This window comes from Ulvibacter antarcticus (assembly GCF_003688405.1).
GTDB lineage: Bacteria > Bacteroidota > Bacteroidia > Flavobacteriales > Flavobacteriaceae > Ulvibacter > Ulvibacter antarcticus.
Map to the genome: position 1 here is coordinate 38,418 of NZ_REFC01000016.1, position 15,253 is coordinate 53,670.

The 15,253-nt window shown below is 37.2% G+C and carries 15 protein-coding genes; 4 read left to right on the top strand and 11 right to left on the bottom strand.

The window, feature by feature from the left end; all coding sequences use genetic code 11:
- Positions 1–26: 26 nt before the first annotated feature.
- From BXY75_RS15810 to BXY75_RS15830, 5 genes are all read right to left on the bottom strand, one after another.
- Positions 27–257, bottom strand: a complete 231-nt coding sequence (locus BXY75_RS15810) for a PspC domain-containing protein (protein WP_121908752.1) — start codon at positions 255–257, stop codon at positions 27–29.
- Between the two features lie 43 nt (positions 258–300).
- The gene (locus BXY75_RS15815) at positions 301–1,605 is read right to left on the bottom strand and encodes a DUF2851 family protein (protein ID WP_121908753.1); all 1,305 of its coding nucleotides are present in this window, start codon (positions 1,603–1,605) and stop codon (positions 301–303) included.
- A gap of 47 nt (positions 1,606–1,652) precedes the next feature.
- Entirely contained in the window at positions 1,653–2,021 is a 369-nt protein-coding gene (locus BXY75_RS15820; protein WP_121908754.1) for a DUF202 domain-containing protein, read from the bottom strand.
- A 59-nt stretch (positions 2,022–2,080) separates the two neighbouring features.
- Complete coding sequence (locus tag BXY75_RS15825; protein ID WP_121908755.1) at positions 2,081–3,439, bottom strand: pyridoxal-phosphate dependent enzyme; 1,359 nt, start codon at positions 3,437–3,439, stop codon at positions 2,081–2,083.
- Between the two features lie 207 nt (positions 3,440–3,646).
- Positions 3,647–4,882 carry an ABC transporter permease gene (locus BXY75_RS15830; protein ID WP_121908756.1) on the bottom strand — a complete coding sequence of 412 codons (1,236 nt, stop codon included), beginning with the start codon at positions 4,880–4,882 and terminating at the stop codon, positions 3,647–3,649.
- Positions 4,883–4,891: 9 nt separating this feature from the next.
- On the opposite strand from BXY75_RS15830, the gene BXY75_RS15835 reads away from it, so the two are divergent.
- Entirely contained in the window at positions 4,892–6,187 is a 1,296-nt protein-coding gene (locus BXY75_RS15835; RefSeq protein WP_121908757.1) for an exo-beta-N-acetylmuramidase NamZ family protein, read from the top strand.
- Positions 6,188–6,745: 558 nt separating this feature from the next.
- Positions 6,746–7,117, top strand: a complete 372-nt coding sequence (locus tag BXY75_RS15840; protein WP_121908758.1) for a hypothetical protein — start codon at positions 6,746–6,748, stop codon at positions 7,115–7,117.
- Between the two features lie 78 nt (positions 7,118–7,195).
- Here the strand turns inward: BXY75_RS15840 and BXY75_RS15845 are convergent, their stop codons facing one another.
- Both BXY75_RS15845 and BXY75_RS15850 read right to left on the bottom strand, forming a co-directional pair.
- The gene (locus tag BXY75_RS15845; RefSeq protein ID WP_121908759.1) at positions 7,196–7,390 is read right to left on the bottom strand and encodes a T9SS type A sorting domain-containing protein; all 195 of its coding nucleotides are present in this window, start codon (positions 7,388–7,390) and stop codon (positions 7,196–7,198) included.
- Between the two features lie 259 nt (positions 7,391–7,649).
- A complete protein-coding gene (locus BXY75_RS15850) occupies positions 7,650–8,144 on the bottom strand; it encodes a YkgJ family cysteine cluster protein (RefSeq protein ID WP_121908760.1) in 495 nt (164 codons plus the stop codon).
- A gap of 64 nt (positions 8,145–8,208) precedes the next feature.
- On the opposite strand from BXY75_RS15850, the gene BXY75_RS15855 reads away from it, so the two are divergent.
- Positions 8,209–8,928 (top strand): class I SAM-dependent methyltransferase, encoded by a 720-nt coding sequence (locus tag BXY75_RS15855; protein ID WP_121908761.1) that lies wholly within the window; start codon positions 8,209–8,211, stop codon positions 8,926–8,928.
- Here BXY75_RS15855 and BXY75_RS15860 read toward each other — a convergent pair.
- Positions 8,900–9,439 (bottom strand): DUF2059 domain-containing protein, encoded by a 540-nt coding sequence (locus tag BXY75_RS15860; protein ID WP_170152913.1) that lies wholly within the window; start codon positions 9,437–9,439, stop codon positions 8,900–8,902. The two genes, BXY75_RS15855 and BXY75_RS15860, sit on opposite strands and share 29 nt — an antisense overlap.
- Positions 9,440–9,482: 43 nt before the next feature.
- On the opposite strand from BXY75_RS15860, the gene BXY75_RS15865 reads away from it, so the two are divergent.
- Positions 9,483–10,265, top strand: coding sequence for a membrane metalloprotease (locus tag BXY75_RS15865; RefSeq protein WP_121908763.1), 783 nt, complete (start codon positions 9,483–9,485; stop codon positions 10,263–10,265).
- A 123-nt stretch (positions 10,266–10,388) separates the two neighbouring features.
- Here BXY75_RS15865 and BXY75_RS15870 read toward each other — a convergent pair whose 3' ends face one another.
- The 3 genes from BXY75_RS15870 to BXY75_RS15880 form a co-directional block, all read right to left on the bottom strand.
- Entirely contained in the window at positions 10,389–12,023 is a 1,635-nt protein-coding gene (locus BXY75_RS15870) for an amidohydrolase (protein WP_121908764.1), read from the bottom strand.
- A 167-nt stretch (positions 12,024–12,190) separates the two neighbouring features.
- Entirely contained in the window at positions 12,191–13,030 is an 840-nt protein-coding gene (locus tag BXY75_RS15875; RefSeq protein WP_121908765.1) for a hypothetical protein, read from the bottom strand.
- 407 nt (positions 13,031–13,437) lie between these two features.
- The gene (locus tag BXY75_RS15880; protein WP_245962995.1) at positions 13,438–15,234 is read right to left on the bottom strand and encodes a TonB-dependent receptor; all 1,797 of its coding nucleotides are present in this window, start codon (positions 15,232–15,234) and stop codon (positions 13,438–13,440) included.
- Positions 15,235–15,253: the final 19 nt, after the last annotated feature.

The window sequence follows — 15,253 nt, forward strand, 5'->3', positions numbered from 1 at the left end:
CATTATTTTTGATGTAAAAAAAACTCTCATAGATCAAATACCGAAGTTCGTTTGGTAAACACTAAATCTTTAAGCTTCAATAAAAATGCGAGGGTGAGGTATATTGCGAAACCGACACCCATGGTTGCGAAGGATACATATATAAAGAACAATCGCACACTTTTAGCTCTCATCCCCAGGCGATCTGCTAAACGAGAAGATACATAGAAGCCTCGTTTTTCTAAGTAATGACGAATCTTGTATACTAGTCGCAACATAGATGCAAATTACATTTTTAAATAGAATATTCTCTAAAGATTTTCAATTTCCGAAATTAGACCCTAGGACCACATTTCCAATCGCACATTCCAAACACTTAGCCTTTTCACAATAGTTTGATTTCAACTGAAGCAACGCCTGAGATTCCATAGCATTCTTGGCTACTTGCTTTAGCTTATTAAATTTCTCTACAACCATATTATCCTCTTTTACCAATATCATAGCGAGTGTCAATATCTCTTCCGACACTTCTTTCCCTATAGTCTTGGCGTAACAAAATTTAAGTGGAAGTATCGTATTGATTAACAATAAATCTATAAATTTCTTTGTGAGTTTTTTCTCTTTCTTTTCTGAAGTTACTCCAAAATTATAATGTGTATCCCAATAAGAGTGAGCACTTATTGTTAAAATAGAATAGAGCTGTTTTATGGTTTTTTCTGAAGTATCTTCGGAAGGGTTTTCTATTAGTTTTGAAAATAGCTGTTTACTGATGCTATATAAGCTTGCCAATTGTGACAAGCGTATGGTCGGAAAATTGGGCGGTCTCAACCTAAAAAACTTTGGCCGAATGACGTTTGAATTGTTAAGTCTGAATTTGTTTTTTATAAATCCGTACTCCTTCTGAAGCAGTTTGTAGTAAATGTCGTCTTTTGCTTCTTCCAGCAATCCCGCCTGCCCCATCAACAAACTTTCCAACTGCTTCTGTGTGGAACAACATTTTTGTACAACCGAGAAGTCTACAGACTGAGCCACACTTAAAAATGCTTCGCCATTGACTTTAAGTCCGAAGTTTTTACACAACAATCTAAAAAGCAAGGCTTCCCAATTGGAGTTGCACTGCTTCAGATGACTTAGGATCACTTCCGATTTTGCCTCCAGGCGTTCTACATATAATCGCTCCAGCCAGTGTTTCAGAATAAAATCATCCACTAAATGAAATTCCTGCTCACAATTGATCCAGTTGTGTTTTTTGGTAAAAAGCCGGTGGTAATTCTCAAGAGTTTCCGAAGCTATTATGCCTTCTAATACAAGCGTTGGAATTACTGTATTGTTTTTTCTGAAGATCTCGGTATCATGCTCCCATACCACATGAAGTATGACATTCTCGTAAGCAACATCCTCCTCATGTCGATGTTCATACCAATCTGAAGATTTTAAATGCAACTCAACATTTCCGGCCCATAATTGACTGCCTATAGTAAGCTTGGCATTGAAAAAATCGGGTCCTGAATTGGTATTGTGATCACCAACTTTTTTAATGTGAATGGCTTCTCCGTTAGTAGTTTTCACATTCCGGGTATCGAATTTCTGAAACTTCCATACATAATGTAAAAAATCCTCCTTCATAACATAGATGTTTGAGGGGAGGATTATGATGTACAGTTGTTGAATGTTTATTTATCGATATTCTTATCGATTTTTGCAACTTCTTGTTCTACTTCTTCAGAAATGGTATCGGTAAAAAGAATACGATTCCATTTATAAAGCCTACGTTTTAAAAGTAAAAATCTGAAAATTCCAATAGCTAAAAAGCATATGCAAATGACTAAGGCTATATATCCTAACCAGTGAACGGACTCGAAATCCTGTAATTGTAATAATGCCAATCCGCCCAGCAACAAATAAAGGGAAGCGCGAATATAGGCTAATAATGTACGTTCGTTTGCGAGTCTGGTGCGTTCCAAAGCCAAAATCTCCCGTGTATTTATAGGCACGGGCTTAGTTCTTAGAAAGCGAAACAATTCAAATCCTTTTTTTTTCATTCCCTTAAAAATAAAAAAATCCTGCGACTTGCAGGATTTTAATATTCATTATTTATTTCTTAGAGCGCACTTATAATATCGTGCTTAGTAATAATATGATATTTTCCATCTCCTAGGTCTACCAATACTGCGTTATTTTCCTTGCTCATCAATTTTGAAACTTCTTCTACAGTAGTCGTCTTTTTAACGATTGGAAAAGGTTTGTGCATGACATCCTTAATCGGTAAGTCTGAAATATTTTTATTTACCATATACTCCCGAAGCAGGTCGGTTTCATCTAATGCTCCCACAAACCCGGTATTATCTTCTACCGGAATCTGAGAAATCTTGTATTGCTTCATACGCTCAATCGCATGTCCTACCAATTCTTCGGTTTTAACCGTGATTAAGGGTTTATCGGCGTGGTCTTTAATTAAATCTGAAGCAACGGTGATCTCTTCTTCAATAAAGCCTCTGTCGCGCATCCATTCGTCGTTGTACATCTTTCCTACATATCTACTTCCGTGATCGTGAAATAACACTACCACAACGTCGTCTTTTGTAAAATGCTCTTTTAGCTGAAGTAAACCTTTCATGGCTGCCCCGGCAGAATTCCCTAAAAACATCCCTTCTATTTTTGAAAGCTTCTGAGTGTAAATAGCAGCATCCTTATCGGTTACTTTCGTAAACCCATCGATCACACTGAAATCTACGTTTTTAGGTAAGATATCTTCTCCGATTCCTTCAGTGATATATGGATAAATTTCATTTTCGTCGAAGATTCCTGTTTCGTGATATTTTTTAAAAACACTTCCGTAGGTATCGATTCCCCAAATTTTCACATTCGGATTTTGTTCCTTTAAATATTTTCCAACACCACTAATAGTACCTCCTGTTCCTACACCTACTACAAAATGGGTCACTTTGCCATCGGTCTGTTTCCAGATCTCCGGACCAGTACTTTGGTAATGTGCTTTAGCGTTACTTGGATTGTCATACTGATTTACATACCAACTATTGGGCGTTTCTTCTGCAAGTCGCTTTGAAGTCGAGTAATAAGATCTCGGATCGTCGGGCTCAACGTTGGTTGGGCATACTATTACCTTACTTCCAACTGCCCGAAGGATGTCCATCTTTTCTTTACTCTGCTTATCACTAATCACGCAGATCATCTTGTAACCCTTTACGATGGCTGCAAGTGCGAGTCCCATTCCTGTATTTCCTGAAGTTCCTTCGATAATGGTACCGCCAGGCTGTAATCTCCCATCAGCTTCGGCATCTTCGATCATGGTGAGTGCCATGCGGTCTTTCACCGAGTTTCCCGGATTAAATGTTTCGTATTTGGCGAGTACCAAAGCCGGAATCTCTTCTGCTAGTTTGTTGATCTTTACTAATGGCGTATTTCCAATAGTCCCTAAAATATTTTCTGCGTATTCCATATTCTTATTTAAAGCGGTGCAAAGGTATAACTAAGCATTAGATACTACAAGAATTTCGCGTTAGGGATTAAGGCGGCATCCTTTTTGTTGTCTCCCTGAGCGCAGTCGAAGGGTTTAGACAATCAAAATGATATAGCCGAAAGCCCGACCGAGCTCAATTATTAAAGTTAATTGCTTAACGAAATCTTTCTACGAGGGAACGCCCAACTACTCAAACTGCATCGCTTTCACAGGAGAGATCTTTGCGATGATGTAAGAAGGGATTAAAAGCATTAGCAAACACAGCGCGAATGTCCCCGCGTTTAAAATTAAGATGTAATCCAGACTCAAATAGACAGGAGCCTCATTCACATAGTAAGTATCAGGATTTAGCGGAAACAGCTTGCCGTATTTCTGAATGAGCAGCAATCCAATCCCGATGAGATTTCCCCAAAAGAGTCCGACGCCTATTAGATACATAGCATTGTATAAAAACACCTTGCGAACAGACCAATCGCTGCTTCCCAGAGACTTTAAAATTCCGATCATCTGGGTGCGCTCCAGGATAAGTACTAGCAGCGCCGTAATCATGTTGATTCCTGCTACCAGGATCATGATTCCAATAATAAGAATAATATTAAAATCGAAGAGATCGAGCCATTCGAAAATAGAATAATACTTATCGCGTATGGTCTGCATATCAAGAGTACTACCGGTTTCGGCATAAACCGCGTTTCCAATAGCACCTACCTTATTAAAATCATCAACGAACAACTCAAATCCGCCGATCTGATCTTCAGTCCATCGATTGAGTAACTGAATATGCCGAATATCGGCAATGATATATTGCTCATCAAATTCCTGAAATCCGCTATTATAGATCCCTTTAATCGTAAACCCTCTACTCCTAAATGCATTTTTACTTTCCTTATCGAGAAAAAAAGTACGCACGGTTTCACCCACTTTTAAGTCTAGTCGATTGGCTAAGTATTCTGAGATTAGCACATCCGAATTAAGGTCGCCCGTGAAATCGGGAAGCTCCCCATCTGTAATATAATCTGAAAAGTATTCCCAGTTATAATCGTCCCCGGCACCTTTTACAATGATGCCTTCAAAATCGGTTTCGGTACGGATTACGCCACCTTTGGAAGCTGTCACCTGAATATGCTTAATTCCCTCTACGGTTTTAAATTCTGGATAGAAATCCTGTTTTTTTGAAATGGGAATCTGAGAATCGTCAGAAAAATTGGTGTCGAAGTTGGTAATAATAATATCGCCGTTAAAAGCAGACACCTTTTCACGTATCTTTTTCTGAAGTCCAACCCCTGTCGCTATTGAGATTAGCATCATAATAATTCCAAGTGCAATTGCGGTTATCGCGATTTTTATAATCGGTGCCGAAATGCTACTTTTATAATCTTTCGAAGCGATAATACGCTTCGCTATAAAAAACTCGAAATTCACGCTAGCTCTATGGATTTAACTTTTTTCAAAAATACATTTTTAATAACGCTTTTGGTGTGTTTTTCTTGCGGAAGTGGAACGAAGTCGCCTGATGCATTGGAAGCTGGAAGCGGGGAGCGCGAAGCTGGAAGTAATTCTGCTTTTGATGAAATTTCAGAAGAGATCGAAATTATTGTTGGAGCCGAGAGGTATGATGAATATTTACCGATGTTAAAAGGTAAAAATGTAGGGATAGTCGCGAATCAGACATCAATTATTACAGAAGGGTCTAATGAGACTGATGAAGAGGGACTAAATGTCGAACTAATTGTATTTCATCATTTGGTAGATTTCCTGCTTCAGAAAAACATAAATGTAAAAAAGGTATTTGCTCCGGAACACGGTTTCAGAGGTACCGCCGATGCTGGAGAAATTGTTAAAGATGGTGTCGATACGAAGACCGGCTTGCCTATTATTTCCCTTTATGGCAAAAACAAAAAGCCTTCCGAAGCACAACTTAAAGACATTGATATTGTCATTTTCGATATTCAGGACGTGGGTGCGCGCTTCTACACCTATATTTCTTCACTGCATTACGTAATGGAGGCCTGCGCAGAAGCGGGGATACCTGTAATTGTACTCGATCGTCCCAATCCTAACGGACATTACATCGACGGACCTATTATGGAAGCCGAACACACTAGTTTTGTGGGGATGCATCCTATTCCTGTGGTTCATGGGATGACGATTGGCGAATACGCACAGATGATTAACGGCGAAGGCTGGCTTGACAATAAAGTAAAATGTGACCTCACTGTAATTGAAATGGAGAATTACAACCATGACCTCCCCTATTCGCTACCTATAAAACCTTCTCCCAATTTGCCGAATGACGTCGCGATTAATTTGTACCCGAGTCTGTGTTTTTTTGAAGGTACTTTTGTGAGTGCAGGTCGTGGTACGGAAATGCAGTTTCAGATCTTTGGTGCACCATCTTTTTCTTCGGAAAGTTATCCGTTTTCATTTACTCCTGAAGCTAATGAAGGCGCGAAATACCCAAAATTTAAAGGGGAATTATGCCATGGGAAAGATCTTCGGAAACAAACGAAACTCGATCAAATAAACCTGGATTGGCTGATTAATGCTTATGAAGCCAACGGAAAAAAGAAGAATTTTTTTATTGATTTCTTCACAACTTTAGCCGGTACTACACAACTGCAGCAGCAAATTGAAGCCGGTCTGTCTTCCGAAGCTATTAGAGAAACATGGCAGGATGGACTTAAGAGTTACGATGCTATGCGGACTCAGTATATGCTTTATGATTAGGGAGTAGTCAGTAGTCAGTGGGCAGTGGAGGTGGTCAGTGGTCAGTGGTCAGTGGGCAGTGGGCAGTGGGCAGTGGGCAGTGGGCAGTGGGCAAAAATAATAATACTTTGTCACTTCGAGTGATTTTAGAATGACTAGAAGGAATTTTAAAATTGTATCGAGAAGGAGTGATTTTAAAACGACTAGAAGGAGTTTTACCCCGAAGTTTCGGGGTATCGAGAAGGAGTGATTTTTAATGACCAAAGGAAATAAAAATTATATCGAGAAGAGGCAGTCTTCAGTGTTCAGTGTTCGCCAATTAAACTAAAATCACTTTGACGAAAATCATTTTATTTTTAGGGATTTCGCGATCATCATGACGTTCGGTAAAACTAATTTTGATTTCTTACCATTAATAAATATATATTTGTAGGTACAATTCGATTTCGATGGCATTACTTCCCCACTCATCGGCATCTCAGAGCTCTGAAGAATTGTAACTAAACTTAATCGAAGCGATTCTTACTCAAACCCTTAGTGATTCATTATCAAAGTTTAAATTATTTAACAGATCACACTATGAAAAATTTAAAAGTTCTAAAAGTCGCCTTTATTTTATTTGTTGCTATTGCTGTTTTTTCCTGTAAGGATGATGACAATGTTATAAACCTAAGCGATGATTTAATTGGTGAATGGCAAAGAAGTGATTTTAATGATGATTTTGAATTCAAATTTGTGTTTTATACAAATAATACGGGAATTGAAACTTCTTTCGTTCGCGACGCAACGGGAGAAATATCCAGCCTGTCAAGTTTTAATTGGACTACCGAGGACAACATATTAACTCTTGATTTCGATGGGGAAATCGAAACTACTAATTTTTCAATAAGTGCCAACGGACAATTACTTCTAAGTGATTTTACCGATTTACCATTTGACAAACTTGATTAAGGGCAGATAATTATTAAGACTAACACCTGATGGCCTACTGAATGAGAGAGTAGAAAGCATTAAGTTTGTTTTACAAAGCTATTCCTTCAAAACCTTCTGAAAAGTTGATCCGTTTGTAGTATTAATTTTTATTAGATAAGCACCTTCCGGATAGGTAGAAAAATTGATCTGAGTAGCTCCCACTTCCGAAGCTAATAATTTTCCAAGTTTAGAATAAACATCAACAGACTTGATAGTTTCTTTACTTTCGATAGTCAAAACATCTTGAACCATATTCGGAAATATAATTGCTTGTATGTGCTTGCGTTGTACTCGTAAAAAGCAAAATAAATAGAAGTAATACTTTTTTCATAACCACAGAATTTACTTAAAGATAAGCGATTTACTTTAAAATAAAGTAGGGCCTAAGTAATTGTAAAAAAGTTAGTGTCAATTCGAGTTATCCCATTATTTCTCGCTTCTGAAACTTTTCAACTCTGCAACTCTGAAACTTTGTAACTTTGTAACTCTGAAACTCTGAAACTTACTAGCTTCAATCTTTCAATCGTTTCTTCATCGCTTCAACAATATTAAAAGCGGCGGGACAGATGGCGACATTTTTAAGGGTTAGATTGGAAATCTGCTGAAATTTTTTACGATCAGTATGTGGGAATTCTCGACAAGCCTTAGGGCGCACCTCGTAAATACTACAATAATTATCGCTTCCTAAAAAGCTACAAGGCACAGACTGTAAGACATAATCATTGTCTTCATCGATTCGTAAATAGGTTTCAATAAACTTTTGCTCCTTCATTCTGAAGTGCTTAGCAATACGTTCCACATCTTTATCGGTGAATAGTGGGCCGGTCGTTTTACAGCAATTAGCACATTTAAGGCAATCGGTACGCTCAAATTCTGCATCGTGCAGTTCTTGCATCAAGGCATCAAGATGTTTGGGAGGTCTTTTCTTTAGGCCGTCAAAGTACTTTTTATTCTCCTTATGCGTATCTTTGGCGTGCTGCGGAAGCTGTTTTAAAATCTCGTCCATGATGAAGTTGCAATGGCTTTTGGTGACTGCAAAATTAAAGAATAAGATCAATTATTGTATATAAATGACAGATATTATAGGTACTGCCTTATTGGATTATTACCACGGAAACCATTCCGAAGAGATCATTACTGAAACAAATATCAGTGAACCCGATGAGTTGCCGGTTTCTTATTTTTTTCGTTCTTTTTCTGAAATGCCTTCGATTGAAAAAAAAGCTCTTAAACTTTCAAAAGGAACTGTACTAGATGTAGGAGCAGGAGCTGGAAGTCATGCTTTATATCTTCAGAAAAAAGGGCTAAAAGTTACAGCCATAGATTCTTCTGAAGGCGCCGTGAAAGTATGTAAACATAGAGGTGTTATAGAAGTAATGCAAACTGATTTAATACGGTATTCAGACAAAAAATTCGACACTATTCTTTTACTTATGAATGGCAGCGGCATCTTTCAGAAATTAGAATATATTGCCATTTACCTGGAACATTTAAAATCGTTACTTAACCAAAATGGGCAAATTCTAATCGATTCAAGCGATCTACGCTATATGTACGATCGTAGTGAAGACGGTGGTATTTGGATTCCCGGCGATGCCTATTACGGCGAATTGGAATTTACAATGGCGTATAAGGGAGTTATAAGCGAATCTTTCGATTGGCTGTATCTTGACGAGCGAATTTTTGAGAGTGCCTGTCAGTCTTGTGGATTAAATTTTGAGATAATTGAACGCGGTAATAATTTCGATTATCTGGCAAAAATTACTGTTCGGGAGAATAGCCCTTCTTAACAAGAACTCCCATTTTCTCAGCAAATAATTCTCGACTCCAATGCCCGGAAATTTCAGCAATATCGACTGACAACTCAGGTCTTTTCGCCTCAATTTTTTTACCGATATCGCTATTAAAAAATGCCATGATCTGATCATTATCTTCATTAGAAAGTTCCTGAGCTCGATTCACTAGTTTTTGTGCTGCTGCCGTTTTATAAAAGCTTGCCATTTCTTCTATTTCAGTTTCGGTAAAATGTTTTCTATAAGCAAATGTGAGGAAGGCTATAATTTCTTTCAGGCTCTCTTGTTTGTCGCTTTTTAATTCGGTCCACACAGATTCGGGCACTTCAGGAACTGTAAACTGCTTTTTTAATACTTCAAACATTTCCTCATAAGCATTTTTGTACTGCGTTTCGGTACCATTATTGTTGAGATATTCTATAATTGACAATTGAAAAGAATCACCCTGAGCCGATAAAGTGAAGCAAATGCTGCACATTAACAATAAAATGGTTAAACGAATTTTCATAATGGATATATTAACTTTATGTTTGCATAGCAAATTTATAATAATGAAGCGTACGCGCACTAAAATCATCTACATTTTATTATCAATCTTTATGGTATATGGCTGTAAGAATGATGATAATAGTGAAAACCTGGATGATTTTAAGGCTGAAAACCGAAAAACCCTGGGAGTTTCGGCCGAAGATCTTTTATCGGACGATATTTATAAAAGTCTTACTGTAGAGCTTCTTTTTTCTGAATCTTACAGACCTACCGAAACTGCTATTTTAAATTTTAAAAATTTCCTAAACGACCGCCTTAATAAACCGGGCGGTATTAATTTTCTGGAAAGGGTAATTCCTGAAGAAGCGGGTGCGCCCTTCGATAACACTGAGATAAGAGAAATTGAAGATAAAAATCGGGAAGTTTATACCGTTGGGGATGAGATTTCTGTATATGTCTACTTTGCAAATGGCAAATCGGCAAACGACACTGCCAATTCTGTTACATTGGGTACGGCTTATATGAACACTTCTATTGTCATCTACGAAAAAACTCTAATGGATATAGCATCATCCAGTCCGCTCATTAACTTAGCTGACCTGGAAACAACTGCATTGAATCATGAATTTGGTCATATTCTGGGTCTTGTTAATATTCAGGAAGATGATATTCACAATCTTCATGAAGACACAGCTCACAACAAGCATTGTGTAATTGAAAATTGCTTAATGTATTTTGAAAGCAATAGTCTAAGGGGAATTAGAGCACGATTTAGTGGAACAGAACGCGTTGCCGAACTTGATCCTCTTTGTATAGCTGATCTTCGAGCTAAGGGTGGGAAATAATATTCAGTGATCAGTCGCAGTTTACAGTGTTCAGTGTTCAGACTAGATATTAATAATCAATCGTAAACTCCAACTGTAAACTGCGACTGCAAACTGTGACTTCAATCGGCGACTGTAAACTATTTAATTACTACTCGAAAACACTTTTTTACCATTGATAAAGGTTGCTAGTACCTTGGTAGTTGGAATACTATCCACTTCTATGGTCATAATATCTCTATCAAGTACCGTAAAATCTGCAAATTTTCCTACTTCAATGCTTCCTTTTTCATTTTCTTCAAAATTTGAGTACGCCGCCCAGATGGTCATTCCCTTCAAAGTCTCTTCACGGGTCAATCCTTCTTCTTTTCTGAAACCTTCTTCAGGATAATGCTCCAGATCTTTTCTAGCCACTGCAGCATAAAACGTAAACATCGGATTCACTTGTTCTACAGGAAAATCGGTTCCTAAGACAACTATACCGGATTCATTTAATAATGTTTTATAAGAATAGGCTCCTTTTATTCTTTCTGAACCAATTCGGTCTTCGGCCCAATACATATCACTTGTTGCATGAGTAGGCTGAACTGAAGGTAGAATTTTTTCTGAAAATAACGCAACATCTGAAGGAGTAACGATCTGTGCGTGTTCAACTTTCCAACGTGGATCGGTTTCATTTTTAAGTACCTCATCATACACTCTAAGCACAGAAATATTAGCCGAATCTCCAATTGCATGTGTGTTCATTTGATAACCTGCTGTTGCGATTCGTTTTGCCAATTCTTTTAACTCTGCTTCAGTCGTAATCATTGCTCCGAATTGTCCCGGTTGATCACTATACGGTTTTCTCATCGCTGCACCGCGTGAACCAAGAGCTCCATCGCCATACACTTTAACTGATCGCACATTGAGTCGGTCGGTTTTTATAATTCCTTTATTAAGAAAATAGTCAAGATTTTCTTCAGAATTAGAAACCATAGAATATAGTCTTAACGACATACCTCCTGCCTGTTGCAAACTATCGATCAATTCAATAACCATTTTGTCGGCGCCAGCATCATTGACTGTAGTTAACCCGTTTTCAAGGCAAATAGTTTCTGCATCTTTAAGCACACGAATGGCAGCTTCCAAAGTCATTTCAGGGAAAGTTTCTCCCACTAGTTTCATAGGACTATCAACTAAAAGACCTGTAGGTTTTCCATCCCGAAGGATTACTTCCCCGCCGCTCATTTTTGTTTCTGAAGTAATTCCAGCCAGTTCTAATGCTTTTGAATTTACAATCATTGCATGACCATCTACCCGTCTTAAAGACACCGGTGTGTCAGGAAATAAGGAATCTAGTTCTACTTTTGTTGGAAATTCCTTAATGTCCCAATCATTCTGATCCCATCCTCTTCCTATAATATATGCTGCATTTTTTTCTTTTTGAAAAGCAATCACTTTATCCAACACTTCCTGGTAGCTTTTAGTTCCAACCAGATTAACCTGTTGCTGCGTCATTCCCAAACCGAACAAATGTGCATGGGCATCGATCAAGCCGGGTACAATTGTCATTCCGTTTGCATCGTATACATCTTTAAATTTGTATTTAAGTTCCAATTCCGGTTTTATACCAACTTCTAAAATCTTACCATCTTTAACGACGAAGGCCTTAGCTGTATCGAAGAGAGAATTAACTGTATAGACTTTGGCGTTTTTAACCAAAAGATCTGCCTCAATTTTATTTGGAGCACAGGAAATAACAACAAAAATTATGAGTAAATAATATAACTTATTCATGGATAGATAGTTTTCCGTAAAGATAAATAAGCTTTCTTAAACTTTATAAATTTTCTGTAACTTATAAATAAAAGAAAGAGGTTGTCGATATTAATCGAACAACCTCTATTCCGAGTTTACCAGCAGTTAAACTCTATCAATAAATAAATTCCCAAACGAATATATTTTTACATTTGTAAAACAATTGAACTGTTTCCATTTCCTATTTGAGTTTCGGTACTAAAATGACCTAAGCCAAGTTGAGTTACAGAACTATAATTGGAATTTCCAATTTGAAAGGACTCACTATAGTTAGAAGTTCCATTTTGGTTTACTAGAGCAGTGTTATTGTCTCCATTAATTCGAGTATAGGCACCATTGTTAGTCCCATTCTGATTTACATTTACGAAATTATTATCAGATCCATTTGGTGATCCCCAGATATCAATAAAACTAGCATTGCCAATTCCATTCTGGTTTACAAGCGTTACGTTGCCGTCATCAATCTTAGGACCTAGACCTACTCTAATTCTACTGTAATTGAACAATCCATTCTGAAAAGTCCAAGCAACATTATTACTACCGTTTTGATCTACATCACTATAGTTCCATGCTCCGGTTTGTTGCACATAACTAAAGTTATTATTTCCGTTTTGCAGTACTTCAGAATAATGATTATTACCTATTTGAACCACATAGCTAATGTTATCATCACAAATCTGGATAACCTCAGAATCGTTTCCGTTTCCTTGTTGATACGTTAATTGATAATTACGATCCCCATCTTGATCAACATCACTCTCATTACCATTTCCTATTTGGTCAACATCAGATAAATTGCCTGCCCCTGTCTGGTCAACAGCGGAAAGATTAAAAAAGCCAGTTTGATCAACATAAGAATCGTTAGATCCAGTTTGAGTTACAGTAGATGTATTTGTTATCCCTGTTTGATTTACAGAACTAAAATTCTGTGCAAATAAAAATGTTCCACAACAAAGCGCTAGAGCGCTAAAAATTAAATTTTTCATAATTTGAAATTTTGGTTAAAATTATATTTTAAGTACAATTCAAGGTGTATTCTACCGTCCAACAGTAAAGACATAAGTCCTTAGAAGGCAAAAAGAAATACTTAAAAAAATCTATTAAATACGATTTACGATAAAACAGATAGTTGTTAAAAAAATTAAATAATGGAGATTCAAATCAAACCCTGTTTGTAATTGGGTTAATTATTTTGAACTGGGAAAGAATCGTCCTGCTGGACAGTTTAATTTAAACTTTGACAATTAGATCAAAAGGATCATTGTACAGTTTAATCTATTTTGGGAAAGACAAGTAAAAACACTTGAATTATGATGCTAAGATAAACCCAAATATAATATCTCACAATACGTGTATACACGTAATTTTCAATTAGTTACAAGAAAGGTGCAAATTACCAATCAAACTTATAGGTAGCACCTGCTAAAGCCTGAATTCCTAACACTTTGTAGTATGCCCATTTTTCATACGAATCACTCAACAAATTGCTTCCTTTCACAAAAACAGCAAATCGGTCATTAATACGATAACCCAAATGCAGATTGGCATCTACATATCCATCCAGAGTAATTTCTGTCGATGTACTTGTAGTAGTCGCTATATTCTGAACGAACAAATCCTTTCGCTCCCCGACGTAAAATAAGGAAGCACCTCCGTAGAGCTTTTCAGTAATATTGAAATTAGTAAATACCGAGGCTTCAATTTCAGGAAGATTCCATGCTTGTGGTTGAAATTCGTTGGTATAGCTATTAAAAGTACCGCTAACACCTAATGAAAAGCTATTGGAAACCTCCACCTTTAATTCTCCAAAAAGAGAAAGTGTTTTTACATCGTCGTAGACCACTTTAAAGGAATTTCCTTGCTCATATCCTTCCGCTTCGGTTTGAATGCCTCTATATTCGTTTAAACGAAATAGCGCTTTGTTATCGTCATTGATAAAGGAAGCTCTAAGATTGTAACCAATAGAATTGGATAATTTACCTTTCAAGCCACCAAAAGCATCATATAATGTGTTCGTAGGCATTACTTGCAAGCTTGGAGACACAAATGGATTCGCTTCTTTAAAATCGTAAAATGTGTTTTGTTGTAGATTTCCTTCCACTCCACCATATACAATTAGTAATTCATCTACCAAGCGGTATGAAACATTTACTCGCGGATATAAATAGAAATTGGTTTCGCTGTTTTCAGAATCTAGTCCGAGATAAGCAGCAACTCCAAGTCCAAGCGTTAAATCATTGTTTACATAAGTTACCGATGGAATAATACCTGCATTGAGTAAGTTGTATTTAATCGGTACGTTGCGCAAATAGCCTTTATCAAAACTTCCGCTTAAATAATTGATATCGGCATCCAGATTTACTAAAACATCTGTTATTGGAAACGAAAATTCGGGCGCCAGAGTTGCGTTAAATTCCGAAGAACTAAACGAATCACTTAAATATCTCAATTTGGCAGAAACCTTTTCAAAAAAGGAATCATCAACCGCTATACTACCTCCCAAATTACCACTCAAATAACTTTGCTGCGGATCTATTGTTGCTAATGTTTCATCTGTAAGGGTGTTGTAATTTTCATTCAAACCATACCAGTTGTACAATTGATGCTCCAGACCAACATCCAAACGATAGGATGCGTCTTTCTGTCGACTGGTGTAATTGGCGTCAAGACTTGTGTCATAAAATTTATCCTCTAAACGAATACCGTCGACTCCGCCCTGAGAAGAGTTATGTTTAAAAAAGAAACCTGCATTGTCGGTACGACTGATTTCAAAATTACTATACAATTCCCCTAGAATGCTGGTGTAATTCCCAAATCCGAGTGATGCATAATTATCGTATAGTTTTATAGGTTTAGTCTTTTCAACAGTTGCTGCCTTTCCTTTGGCAGGCGTAAATGTAGAAGCCACCGGCACCGAAAAAATACTGTATTGCACATCCTTTTTCACTGTTGTAATAGAATCGTTTAATGCGGGAGTTTCCTTTACCTTAAAAGCATCTGAAATCGTCGGTGTATAAGGTTTTACAATATTAACCACTTCGGTTCCAAGATCATCACCTTCCTGAGCTGAAAGTGAAAAAGAGAATAGTAGCATGCCAAAAATGAAGGCATATTGAAGGTAAGCTCTAGACTGAAAAGCATTGGATGCGATTCGGTTATTTTTAGTTCTTACTGAAAGGAATTTATACATAAATGTAAGTTTGTTTGCG